This is a genomic window from Streptomyces sediminimaris (assembly GCF_047049295.1).
In the GTDB taxonomy this organism is placed as follows: domain Bacteria; phylum Actinomycetota; class Actinomycetes; order Streptomycetales; family Streptomycetaceae; genus Streptomyces; species Streptomyces sediminimaris.
The window spans coordinates 684,395-696,561 of record NZ_JBJWOT010000001.1 but is presented as its reverse complement, the minus strand read 5'-3'; the positions used below and the strand labels follow the sequence as shown (position 1 = coordinate 696,561).

The following is a 12,167-nucleotide window of genomic DNA, read 5'->3' as shown; positions in this document are numbered from 1 at the left end:
CCCTCGCCCGGTGACCGGCCCGGGAAACGGCACCCCGACCGGCACGGAGACGGCAGACTGCGACCATGCAGAAGCTCTCGATCGACGCCCGTATCCGCGAACACCTCGAACGCGCCGCCGCGTCCTCCACCGGCCGCAGCGCCGAGACCGTCTACGGCGGTCACGAACACGTCCTGCGCCAGACCCTCATCACCCTGTGCGCCGGTACCGAGCTGGCCGAACACGAGAATCCCGGCGAGGCGACACTGCTGGTACTGCGCGGCCGGGTGCGCCTGCGCAGCGGTGCGGAGTCGTGGGAGGGCAGGAGCGGGGACCTGCTCCTGCTGCCCGCCGCCCGCCACGGCGTGGAGGCCCTCGAGGACGCCGCCGCGCTCCTGACGGTGGCCAAGACCGGCTGACTGCGCGCGCCCTTCCCTCCCGCCGCCGGAGGGCAGGACCGATACGGGGGAAGGGCGTAGCTCAGAGGGAAGGGCGCAGCTCGACGGACGGCGCAGCTCGACGGACGGCCGGCCTCCCCGGGGCCGGCCGCGCGCCCGGGCAGTGAACCGTCAGGTCCGGTTCCCCTTCGGCTTGCCCCGCTGGTCGGGGGTGCCGTGCGGCGGCGGGCTGAAGGGCGGTGAGGAGGTGGCCGGCGACACGGGTGAGCCCGCGCGGCTGCCGTGCTGTTCGGGGCGCAGGGCGCCGGGGTCGCCGGTGGTCGGTTCGGCACCCGGAGCCAGCTGCTCCAGGCGGGCCGACAGCAGGTCGACCGCCGGGACCCGGTCGGCGTGCGAGCGCTCGTAGGCCAGCAGTTCCTCGACCTCCTCGCTGCTCAGCGACCGGATGCGGCTCTCCAGCCCGCCGATCGGCAGGTGGTCGTAGTCGGGCAGCGGCAGGGCGTTGCGGGCGGGGTCGGTCATGGGTCTCACTTCCTCCGGTCGACAGCCGGTGGCAGCCGGACGGCGGCGCGTGCGGCGGCGCGGTGCACGGCGCCCGGGGCGGAGCGGTGTACGGCGCGTGCGGCCGGGGCGTCAGCCGCCCGGTCCGCCGCTGCCGAACGAACCGCTGTTGCCCTCGCGCCAGCGGCGCCGGCCCTTCTGCGAGCCGGTCCGGGTCGGCGAGTTGCCGAGGTTGGGCAGCTCGTGCGGCGTCAGCCGCCGGTCACCGCGGGGGATCTCGTCCGGCTCGCGGTTCTCCAGCACCTCGCGGACCGGGCCTCCGTCCGGAGTGCGGGGCTGCTCCTCCGGTCGCGGCGGGGCGGGCTCGCGGCGCCGGATGCGGGCACCCATCCAGAAGGCGCCGAGCAGAACCAGCACGAGCACCACTCCGGCCGCGGTGAGCCCCATGGCGGCGGCGCTGCTTGCGGCGATGTCCATCGATGCGCTGTTCATGGCACGCGAGTACCCCGCGCCCCCACGGCGAACCGACTCGCCCCGGCGAATCGGCCGCCGCCGAATGCGGAGGTCCGGTCCTCCCGGGCGCGACGGCCCGGAAGGAGCCCGCCCCCGTGTTTGACGGCATGGACGGCGGCAACCCGACCGGGGTGACTTCGACGACGCAGCAGGAACTCTTCCAATTCCTGGAGGACCGCTTCGCCTGCGCCCAGGCCTGCACCGAGTGCGCCCGCGCGTGTGCGCTGCGTGCGAGCCTGGTGGACACAGACGGCACGGAGGAGCAGGAACTCGTACGGCGCAAGGGCATCATGTGCGCGGAGGTGTGCGACGCGACGTGCCGGGTGCTGTCCGAGCAGAACCGCCTGGACGAGTCCGGCATGCGCATCCAGGTCGAGTGGTGCCGCACGGTGTGCCTGGAGTGCGCGCACGTCTTCGACCGGCACCCCGGCGCGGAGGACGGGGCGAAGGCCGCCCGGGACTGCGCCCGGGCCTGCACGGAATTCCTCGCCACGCTCGACTGACGCGCACGGCCGTCCCGGACCGCGCAGGCCGGCCCCAGTGTGACCCGCCCGGGTGCGGCATGCTCGCGGCACACACCGCGCGCCGTCCGCGCCCGCGCTCCCGCCCGGCGGCGCGAGCCGTGCGCGGGGCCGGCGCGGACCCTTCTTCTTTTCGGACTGCCTTCCCAGTCCCCGCCCGCCGGGTGCTCCCGCCGAAGTCCGCACCCATCGCCATTCCCAATTTCTGAAACACGTTCTACGGTGTGCGCCGTCAGGACCGGCCTGCGAAGCCTGGAGGCGCCGTGCACCTCGAATACTCGCCCGAGCAGCAGCGGCTGCGTACCGAACTGCGCACGTACTTCGCCGGGTTGGTGCCGGACCACGCCTACGCCCGGCACGCCGACCCGGCCGCGCAGAAGCGCTTCTACCGCGAGACGGTCCGGCGCCTCGGCGCGGACGGCTGGCTCGGCGTGGGCTGGCCGAAGGAGTACGGCGGGCGCGGGCTGAGCGCGATGGAGCAGTTCATCTTCTTCGACGAGGCCGCCCAGGCCGGCGTACCGCTGCCGCTGATGGCGCTCAACACCGTCGGGCCGACGATCATGCAGTTCGGCACGGACGAGCAGAAGGCCCACTTCCTGCCGAAGATCCTCTCCGGCGAGATCGACTTCGCCATCGGCTACAGCGAGCCCGACGCCGGCACGGACCTGGCCTCGCTCAGGACGCGCGCGGTGCGCGAGGGCGACGAGTACGTCGTCAACGGGCAGAAGATCTGGACCACCAACGGCGACACGGCGGACTGGGTCTGGCTCGCCACCCGCACCGACCCCGACGCCCCGCCGCACAAGGGCATCACCATGCTGCTGGTGCCGACCACCGACCCCGGCTACTCCTGCACCCTCATCAACACCCTCGCCTCCCACGACACCACCGCCAGCCACTACGAGAACGTCCGCGTCCCCGTCTCCCGCCGCGTCGGCGCGGAGAACCAGGGCTGGCGGCTGATCACCAACCAGCTCAACCACGAGCGCGTCACCCTCGCCGCCCACGGCACCATGGCCATCCGCGCCCTGCACGACGTGCAGCGCTGGGCGATGGAGACCAAACTCGCCGACGGCCGCCGCGTCGTCGACCTGCCCTGGGTGCGCAGCCGGCTCGCCCGGACCCACACCAGGCTCGACGCCATGAAACTCCTCAACTGGCGCATGGTCGGCGCCGTCCAGGACGGCACGCTCACCCCCCAGGACGCCTCCGCCGTCAAGGTCTACGGCTCCGAGGCCCGCCGGGACGCCTACGCCTGGCTGATGGAGATCGTCGGCACCGCGGGCGAGCTGAAGGAGGGCTCGGCGGGCGCGGTGCTGCACGGCGAACTCGAACGCGGCTACCGCTCCGCCGTGATCTTCACCTTCGGCGGCGGCAACAACGAGATCCAGCGCGAGATCATCTCGTGGATCGGGCTGGGGATGCCCAGGGTGCGGCGTTAGCCTGCGGGGATGACGGGTTTCGAGACAGGTGACCCCGGGCTGTTCGGGCCGTCGTCGGTGACCTGGCGGATGCACGGCGACCCGATGATGTGGGTCGCCGGCATCCGCGCGCTCTACCTGCAGGCCCTGCACCCGCGCGCGGTGCGCGGCGTCATGCAGAACTCCGACTTCCGCAAGGACGCCTGGGGCCGGCTGATGCGCACCGCCGACTTCGTCGGGACCACCACCTACGGCACCACCGAGGCCGCCGAGCGGGCCGGGGCCCGGGTGCGCAGGATCCACCGCATGCTGTCGGCGACCGACCCGGACACGGGGGAGCGGTACGGCGTCGACGAGCCGGAGCTGCTGCTGTGGGTGCACTGCGCGGAGATCGACTCGTATCTGAGCGTCGTACGGCGATCCGGCTTCCGGCTCACCGGTGATCAGGCCGACCGCTATGTCGCCGAACACCGCGTCAGCGCACGCCTGGTGGGCCTCGACCCCGGCGAGGTGCCCGCGAACCGGGCCGAACTGGCGGCCTACTTCGAGAAGGTGCGTCCCGGACTCGCCGCCGGAGCCGAGGCACGCGCGGTGGACGACTTCCTGCTCCGCCCGCCGACGCACCCCCTCCTGCTCCCGGCGCGCGAGGTGCTGTGGCGGCGCGTGGCACAGCTGGCCTACGCCGCCCTGCCGCCGTACGCCCACGATTTGTACGGCAGACCGGCGCCGCGACCCGCCACCGTCGCCCGGCGACTGCGTGCCACCGGCACCCTGCTGCGCTGCGTCCCCGCACGTGTGCGGTGGCAACTCCCGCCCAAACACATCCTGCGCGCCATGGCCCGGCTCGGCCCCGGCTCCCGGCCGCGACCGTACAAACTCGGGCGATAGGTCGCCATACTGGACGGGCCAGGGGTGGGCGGAACGGACCGTTACGGGGGCGATCGCGGCAGATGGGGGACAGCAGGCTGATCCAGGGCCGGTACCGGCTGCTCGACCTGATCGGGCGGGGCGGTATGGGCGAGGTGTGGCGTGCGCGCGACGAGTCGCTCGGCCGGCATGTCGCGGTGAAGTGCCTCAAGCCCCTCGGCCCGCACCACGACCAGTCCTTCACCCGGGTCCTCAGGGAACGCTTCCGCCGGGAGGCCCGCGTGGCCGCCGCCCTGCAGCACCGGGGCGTGACCGTCGTGCACGACTTCGGCGAGTCCGACGGCGTCCTCTACCTGGTCATGGAACTCCTGGACGGCCGCAACCTGTCCCAGCTGCTGGAGGAGAACGGACAGCACCCGCTGCCGGTCGGCGACATCGTGGACATCGCCGACCAGGTCGCCGCCGCCCTCGCCTACACCCACCGGCAGGGCATCGTGCACCGGGACCTGAAGCCGGCGAACATCATGCGCCTCGAGGACGGCACGGTGAAGATCTGCGACTTCGGCATCGCCCGCCTCGGCCACGACATCGGCTTCACCTCCCGGCTCACCGGCACCGGCATCGCCATGGGCACCCCGCACTACATGTCCCCGGAGCAGATCGGCGGCTCGGAGGTCGACCGGCGCAGCGACCTGTACTCGCTGGGGTGCGTCCTGTACGAGATCGCCACCGGGGTGCCGCCCTTCGACCTCGACGACGCGTGGGCGATCCTCGTCGGCCACCGCGACACCCCGCCCGAGCCGCCGCGCAGCAGGCGGGCCGAGCTTCCCGGGTACCTCGAGAAGCTCATCCTGGACCTGCTGGCCAAGCGCCCCGAGCAACGCCCGCACGACGCGCGCGAGGTGGGCCGCCGGATCACCCTCGGCCGTACGACACCGGCGTACGTGCCCACCGTCGTCACTCCGCGGCCCGTCCCGCGCCCGCCCGGGCAGACGCCCGCCCGCGAGGCCCGGCTGCCCTCCTGGACCCGGGGCATGACCACCGGCCACAAGGCCACCGGTGCCCGGCTCTCCAGTACGCCCCCGGACCCCGGGGCCGGGCTCACCGGCGAGTGGATCCCGCGTCCGCCGGGCGGCCGGACGGACGAGCCGGCCCCCGGGCAGCCGTCCGCCCCCACCCCGGAGCAGATCGCCGCGCTCGCCGGGCGGCACAACGCCGGGCTCAGCCTGGGACGGCTCGGCCGCTGGGCGGAGGCCGGCGAGGTGCACCGCGCGGTGGCCGCCGAACGCACCCACCTGCTCGGCCCCGACCACCCCGACACCCTCGCCAGCCGCTACGAGGTCGCCTTCACCCTCAGCCGCACCGGCCGCGCCGCCGACGCCCTGCGGGAGTACAAGCACGTGGCCGCCGCCAGGACGCGCGCGCTGGGCCCCGACCACCCCGACACGCTCGCCGCCCGCCAGGAGATGGCCTACGTGCTCGGCCGGCTGGGCCGCCACTTCGACGCCCACCAGGTCTACGTCTCCGTGCTCGCCGCCCGCGAACGCGAGCAGGGCCCTGACCACCCGGACAGCCTGCGCTGCCGCCACAACCTCGCCTTCAACCTCAGCAGACTCGGCCGTCTGGAGGACTCCTACCGCATGGCCGGCCAGGTGGCCGCCGCCCGCGCCCGCGTCCTGGGCCCCGACCACCCCGACACCCTGGTCACCCGCTACGAGGTCGCCTACGCGCTCGGCCAGCTGGGCCGCTGGCCCGAGGCCCTGCAGACCTACCAGGAGGTCGCCGAGGCCCGTGCCCGCGCCCTCGGCCCCGACCACGCCGACACCCTCGCCGCCCGATACGAGGTCGGCATCAGCCTGGGCCGCCTCGGCCGCAGCGCGGAGGCGCTCACCCTCTATCGCGACCTGATCGAGGACCGCACCCGCGTCCAGGGCCCCACCCACCCCGAGACGCTCCGCGCCCGCCACGGCCTGGGCGTCAACCTCGGCCGTCTGGGGCGCTGGGAGGAGGCCCTCGCCGAGTCCCGCGACGTCTGCGCCATCCGCGAGCGCGTGCTCGGCCCCGACCACCCCGACACCCTGGTCAGCCGGCGCGAGGTCGCCGTCGGCCTCGGCTGGCTGGGCCGCTGGCACGACGCGCTGGCCGAGTACCGCCGCGTCGCCGCCGCCCGCGAGCGCGTGCTGGGCCCCGACCACCCCGACACCCTCGCCAGCCGCAACGACGAGGCCCACTGCCTGGAACAGCTCGGCCGCGGCGCGGAGGCGGTCGAGCTCTACCGCAGGGTGGCGGTGCTGCGGCAGCAGCGGGCGGCCGGCGGGCGCTGACCCCGGTCACCGCGGGCCGCCAGGACACCGCGGCCGACCGTGCGCCGCCCGTCGCCGTGCACCCCTGGCCGCCCGCGATCATCGCGTGTTACCAAGAACCATGGCTGCAGACGAGGGACACCGGACATACGACGCCGTGATCGTCGGCGGGGGCCACAACGGCCTGGTCGCCGCCGCCTACCTGGCCCGGGCCGGGCGGTCGGTGCTGGTGCTGGAGCGGCTGGAGCGCACCGGGGGCGCCGCCGTCTCCACCCGGCCGTTCGCCGGGGTCGACGCCCGGCTGTCGCGGTACTCCTACCTGGTCAGCCTGCTGCCGCGGAAGATCGTGCGGGACCTCGGCCTGGAGTTCCGGCTGAGCACCCGCACCATCTCCTCGTACACGCCCGTGGAGCGGGCGGGCCGGCCGACCGGCCTCCTGGTCGGAGGCGGCGAGGGGCGCACCCGCGAGGCCTTCGCCCGCCTCACCGGCTCCGACCGCGAGTACGAGGCCTGGCAGCGCTTCTACGGCATGACCGGCCGCGTCGCCGAACGCGTCTTCCCGACCCTCACCGAACCACTGCCCACCCGGGAGGAGCTGCGCCGCCGTGTCGACGACGAAGAGGCCTGGCGGGCGCTGTTCGAGGACCCGATCGGCGTCGCGATCGAGGACCGCTTCGCCGACGACCTGGTCCGCGGCGTCGTCCTCACCGACGCCCTCATCGGCACCTTCGCCGACGCCCACGACCCGTCCCTGCCGCAGAACCGCTGCTTCCTCTACCACGTGATCGGCGGCGGCACCGGCGCCTGGGACGTGCCCGTCGGCGGCATGGGCGCCCTGACCAACGCCCTGGCCGGCGCAGCCCGGACCGCGGGCGTCGTCATCGCCACCGGCCACGAGGCGGTACGCGTCGACACGGACGGCCGGACCGCCGAGGTCCGCTACCGCACGCCCGGCGGCGAGGGCGTCGCCGCGGCACGCCACGTCCTGGTCAACGCCTCCCCGCAGGCCCTGGCCGAGCTGACCGGCGGCACCCCGCCGGAGGCCGCGGAGGGCGCCCAGCTGAAGGTGAACATGCTGCTCAAAAGGCTGCCCAGGCTGCGCGACACGTCGGTGGACCCGCGCGAGGCGTTCTCCGGCACCTGCCACATCGCCGAGGGCTACCGGCAGCTCGCCACCGCCCACGCCCAGGCCGCCGCCGGTGAACTCCCCACCGCGCCTCCGTCGGAGATCTACTGCCACTCGCTCACCGACCCGACGATCCTCGGCCCGGACCTCGTCGAGCGGGGCTACCAGACCCTGACCCTCTTCGGCCTGCACGCACCCGCCCGGCTCTTCGACCGGGACAACGACGCCGCACGCGGGGAACTGCTGAAGTCGACCCTCGCCCAGCTCGACGCCCACCTCGCCGAGCCGCTGGCCGGCTGTCTGGCGACCGACGCGGACGGCCGCCCGTGCATCGAGGCGAAGACCCCGCTCGACCTGGAGCGCGACCTGCGCCTGCCCGGCGGCAACATCTTCCACCGCGCCCTGTCCTGGCCCTACGCCCAGGAGGGCACGGGCCGTTGGGGAGTGGAGACCGGACAGGCGAACGTGCTGCTGTGCGGGGCGGGCGCGGTGCGCGGCGGGGGCGTGAGCGGAGTGCCCGGGCACAACGCGGCGATGGCGGTCCTGGAGGCGACGGGCGAGTGACGCACTCACCACGCGACTTCTACGACTCGCTCGCCGCCGACTACCACCGCATCTTCCCCGACTGGGAGGCGAGCATCGCCCGCCAGGCCGCCGTGCTGGACGGCCTGCTGCACCGTGGACTCAGCGGCCCTGGCCCGTACCGCCTCCTGGACTGCGCCTGCGGCATCGGCACCCAGGCGATCGGCCTCGCGCGCGCCGGACACCGGGTCGTCGGCAGCGACCTGAGCCCGGTGGCGGCCGCGCGGGCCGCCGCGGAGGCCGCGGCCCGGGGTGTGGACCTGTCCACGGCGGCGGGGGACATGCGCCGACTGCCGTTCCGGCAGGGCGTGTTCGAGGCCGTCGTATGCGCCGACAACTCGATCGCGCACCTGCTGACGGGGGAGGACCTCGAGGCGGCTCTCCGCGACATGCGCCGGGTCCTGAAGGACGGCGGGCTGCTCCTGCTCACCCTCCGCGACTACGACGAGGCCCGCCGGACCCGCCCCGCGTCCGTGCCTCCCCAGGTCTCGCAGGGCTCCGACGGCCGGTCGATCACCTTCCAGCTGTGGCACTGGCACGAGGACGGGGAGCACTACGACCAGGAGTACTTCCAGCTCCTCCCGGACGCGCAGGGCCGGCAGGTACGTGTCCGCCATGCCACCTCCCGGGCACTGACCCGACGCGAGGTGACGGACGCCGCGACCGCGTCCGGCTTCACCGGACCGGTGTGGCACAGTCCGGCCGACACCGGCTTCCACCAGCCCGTACTGGTGGCGAGAGCGGCCTGACGGGGTGAGTGAGATCTCGTTGTACGGCAACGGCCGCCACGCGCAGTAGCGGTCCGGTGGCGGATCGCGGGCGAGTGCGCCTGATCGGCCGACGCGCTCCACCCCGTCGCCACGGTCCGCGCCGCGTCCGCCCGGCGGGCCTCGTCGAAGAGGACGCCTCGCCCGGCCCGGACGCGCGGTCCGTCCACGTACCCCCCGCGGCCGACGCAGCGCCTGTCCGCCGAGCAGTGCCGGCGCAGGACCAGCCGGGGGTGCGCGGGGAGAGGGGCCGGCAGCCGGTGCCGGACCCGGCGGGTGCTCCCGCGGGTCCTCGCCGGGGCGGTGCGCGGTGAACGGCAGCGACGGCGCGTGTCAGGTTCTCGCCGGCGGCCGCCCGCGGCGCGAAGCCGGTAGCGCCAGGTGCGCACCGGGTGCACCGAGTCGCCGACGAGGCGTGCGGGTGGCGCCGCACGGCCAGGAATCTGACGGAGCATCAGAAAAACTCTTCCGTCGGCCGGAGGACTGCGGCATCCTGCGGCCATGCAGACGGAGCTGAGCAAGAAACTGGGAGTCGAGCACGCCGTTTTCGGCTTCACGCCGTTCCCCGCCGTCGCCGCGGCCATCAGCCGGGCCGGCGGCTTCGGAGTGCTCGGCGCGGTCCGCTACACCGCCCCCGACGAGCTCAGGCGCGACCTCGACTGGCTCCAGGCCCATGTCGACGGACGGCCCTACGGCCTGGACGTGGTCATGCCCGCCAAGAAGGTGGAGGGCGTCACCGAGGCCGACGTGGAGGCGATGATCCCCCCGGCGCACCGGCAGTTCGTCCAGGACACCCTCGCCAAGTACGGCGTGCCCGAGCTCGCCGAGGGAGAGGCCGCCGGCTGGCGCATCACCGGCTGGATGGAGCAGGTCGCCCGCAACCAGCTCGACGTCGCCTTCGACTACCCGATCCGCCTCCTCGCCAACGCCCTCGGCTCCCCGCCCGCCGACGTGGTGGCCCGCGCCCACGAACACGACGTCCTCGTCGCCGCGCTCGCGGGCAGCGCCCGGCACGCGCTCAAGCACAAGGACGCGGGCATCGACATCGTCGTCGCGCAGGGCTACGAGGCCGGCGGGCACACCGGCGAGATCGCCTCCATGGTGCTCACCCCGGAGGTGGTCGACGCCGTGGACCCGCTGCCCGTGCTGGCGGCGGGCGGCATCGGCAGCGGCCGGCAGGTGGCCGCCGCCCTCGCCCTCGGCGCCCAGGGCGTCTGGCTCGGCTCCATCTGGCTGACCTGCACGGAGGCCGAGCTCACCTCGCCCGCGGTGACACGGAAACTGCTCGCCGCCGGCTCCGGCGACACCGTCCGCTCCCGCGCCCTGACCGGGAAGCCCGCACGGCAGCTCCGTACCGAGTGGACCGACGCCTGGGACGACCCGGCCGGGCCCGGCGCCCTCCCCATGCCCCTGCAGGGCCTTCTGGTCGCCGACGCCCTCACCCGCATCCAGAAGTACGAGGTCGAGCCCCTGCTCGGCACGCCGGTCGGCCAGATCGTCGGCCGCATGAACAGCGAACGCAGTGTCCAGGCCGTCTTCGACGACCTCACCCGCGGCTTCGAGGAGGCCGTCGACCGCATGATCCGTATCGCCGGAAGGAGCGGCACGTGACGAGTACACCCCCCGCCGGGTTCTGGGCCCAGGCCGCCGCCGATCCCGACCGCCAGGTCCTCGTCGCACCGGACGGCGAGCGGTGGACCGCCGGCCGCCTGCACGCCGACGTCAACCGCCTCGTGCACGGCCTGCGGGCCGCCGGGCTGGAGCGCGGGGACGCCTTCGCGGTCGTGCTGCCCAACGGCGTCGAGTTCCTCACCGCCTATCTGGCCGCCAGCCAGGCCGGTTTCTACCTGGTCCCCGTCAACCACCACTTCGTCGGCCCGGAGATCGGCTGGATCGTCGCCGACTCCGGTGCCAAGGTGCTGATCGCGCACGAGCGGTTCGCGCGCCCGGCCCGCCACGCGGCCGAGGAGACCGGGCTCCCGGACACCCACCGGTACGCCGTCGGTGCTGTCGAGGGCTTCCGGCCGTACGCCGAACTGCTGGACGGACAGCCGGAGTCGGTGCCCGCGAACCGCGAGCTCGGCTGGGTCATGAACTACACCTCGGGCACCACCGGCCGCCCGCGCGGCATCCGCCGCCCGCTGCCCGGCAGGAGCCCGGAGGAGGCCTACCTCGGCGGCTTCCTCGGCATCTTCGGGATCAAGCCGTTCGACGGCAACGTGCACCTCGTCTGCTCGCCGCTCTACCACACCGCCGTGCTGCAGTTCGCGGGCGCGTCCCTGCACATCGGTCACCGGCTGGTGATGATGGACAAGTGGACGCCCGAGGAGATGCTCCGGCTGATCGACCGGGAGAAGTGCACGCACACCCATATGGTCCCGACCCAGTTCCACCGCCTGCTCGCCCTGCCGGAGGAGGTCCGGCGCCGCTACGACGTCTCGTCCATGCGGCACGCCATCCACGGCGCCGCGCCCTGCCCGGACCACGTGAAGCGGGCGATGATCGACTGGTGGGGCGAGTCGGTGGAGGAGTACTACGCGGCCAGCGAGGGCGGCGGCGCCTTCGCCACCGCCGAGGACTGGCTGAAGAAGCCCGGCACCGTCGGCAAGGCCTGGCCCATCAGCGAACTCGCCGTCTTCGACGACGACGGCGACCGGCTGCCGCCCGGCGAACTCGGCACCGTCTACATGAAGATGAACACCGGCGGCTTCACCTACCACAAGGACGAGGCCAAGACGCAGAAGAACCGCATCGGCGACTTCTTCACCGTCGGCGACCTCGGCCACCTCGACGAGGACGGCTACCTCTTCCTCAGGGACCGCAAGATCGACATGATCATCTCGGGCGGCGTCAACATCTACCCCGCCGAGATCGAGTCGGTCCTGCTCGCCCACCCGGCCGTCGCCGACGCCGCCGTCTTCGGCATCCCGCACGACGACTGGGGCGAGGAGGTCAAGGCGGTCGTCGAGCCGGCCCCCGGCCGGGAGCCCGGTCCCGAACTGGCCGCCTCGGTCCTGGAGCACTGCGCCGAGCGGCTCGCGGGGTACAAGCGGCCCAGGACCGTCGACTTCATCGCCGAGATGCCCCGCGACCCCAACGGCAAGCTGTACAAGCGGCGGCTGCGCGATCCGTACTGGGAGGGCCGGACGCGCGCCGTGTGAGGGGCGTCAGCCCCGCACGGCCCGGCCC

At 73.9% G+C, this 12,167-nt stretch carries 11 protein-coding genes; 9 read left to right on the top strand and 2 right to left on the bottom strand.

The genetic code is table 11. The features are described 5' to 3' along the window. The first annotated feature begins 65 nt into the window (after nt 1–65). Nucleotides 66–398: a cupin domain-containing protein gene (locus tag ACJ9NR_RS03225; RefSeq protein WP_412489888.1), complete on the top strand. Its 333-nt coding sequence runs from the start codon at nt 66–68 to the stop codon at nt 396–398. Nucleotides 399–548: 150 nt separating this feature from the next. Here ACJ9NR_RS03225 and ACJ9NR_RS03220 read toward each other — a convergent pair whose 3' ends face one another. Both ACJ9NR_RS03220 and ACJ9NR_RS03215 read right to left on the bottom strand, forming a co-directional pair. Continuing rightward, on the bottom strand, nt 549–899 hold the full coding sequence (locus ACJ9NR_RS03220; RefSeq protein ID WP_412489890.1) for a DUF8129 domain-containing protein: 351 nt from the start codon (nt 897–899) through the stop codon (nt 549–551). 111 nt (nt 900–1,010) lie between these two features. After that, entirely contained in the window at nt 1,011–1,370 is a 360-nt protein-coding gene (locus tag ACJ9NR_RS03215) for a DUF6479 family protein (RefSeq protein ID WP_412489891.1), read from the bottom strand. Between the two features lie 128 nt (nt 1,371–1,498). Between ACJ9NR_RS03215 and ACJ9NR_RS03210 the strand changes: the two genes are divergently transcribed. The 8 genes from ACJ9NR_RS03210 to ACJ9NR_RS03175 all read left to right on the top strand — a co-directional run bounded on the left by ACJ9NR_RS03210 (nt 1,499) and on the right by ACJ9NR_RS03175 (nt 12,139). Then, on the top strand, nt 1,499–1,894 hold the full coding sequence (locus ACJ9NR_RS03210; protein ID WP_412490523.1) for a four-helix bundle copper-binding protein: 396 nt from the start codon (nt 1,499–1,501) through the stop codon (nt 1,892–1,894). 281 nt (nt 1,895–2,175) lie between these two features. After that, nucleotides 2,176–3,354 (top strand): acyl-CoA dehydrogenase family protein, encoded by a 1,179-nt coding sequence (locus ACJ9NR_RS03205; RefSeq protein ID WP_412489892.1) that lies wholly within the window; start codon nt 2,176–2,178, stop codon nt 3,352–3,354. Between the two features lie 9 nt (nt 3,355–3,363). After that, on the top strand, nt 3,364–4,221 hold the full coding sequence (locus ACJ9NR_RS03200; RefSeq protein ID WP_412489893.1) for an oxygenase MpaB family protein: 858 nt from the start codon (nt 3,364–3,366) through the stop codon (nt 4,219–4,221). Between the two features lie 62 nt (nt 4,222–4,283). Then, nucleotides 4,284–6,524, top strand: a complete 2,241-nt coding sequence (locus ACJ9NR_RS03195) for a serine/threonine-protein kinase (protein ID WP_412489894.1) — start codon at nt 4,284–4,286, stop codon at nt 6,522–6,524. A gap of 100 nt (nt 6,525–6,624) precedes the next feature. After that, the gene (locus ACJ9NR_RS03190) at nt 6,625–8,193 is read left to right on the top strand and encodes a phytoene desaturase family protein (protein ID WP_412489895.1); all 1,569 of its coding nucleotides are present in this window, start codon (nt 6,625–6,627) and stop codon (nt 8,191–8,193) included. Further along, nucleotides 8,190–8,960 carry a class I SAM-dependent methyltransferase gene (locus ACJ9NR_RS03185; protein ID WP_412489896.1) on the top strand — a complete coding sequence of 257 codons (771 nt, stop codon included), beginning with the start codon at nt 8,190–8,192 and terminating at the stop codon, nt 8,958–8,960. Before ACJ9NR_RS03190 ends, ACJ9NR_RS03185 begins: the two co-directional genes overlap by 4 nt. 519 nt (nt 8,961–9,479) lie before the next feature. After that, the gene (locus ACJ9NR_RS03180) at nt 9,480–10,589 is read left to right on the top strand and encodes an NAD(P)H-dependent flavin oxidoreductase (protein ID WP_412489897.1); all 1,110 of its coding nucleotides are present in this window, start codon (nt 9,480–9,482) and stop codon (nt 10,587–10,589) included. Then, complete coding sequence (locus tag ACJ9NR_RS03175) at nt 10,586–12,139, top strand: acyl-CoA synthetase (protein ID WP_412489898.1); 1,554 nt, start codon at nt 10,586–10,588, stop codon at nt 12,137–12,139. The genes ACJ9NR_RS03180 and ACJ9NR_RS03175 overlap by 4 nt, the downstream gene beginning before the upstream one ends. Nucleotides 12,140–12,167 lie beyond the last annotated feature (28 nt).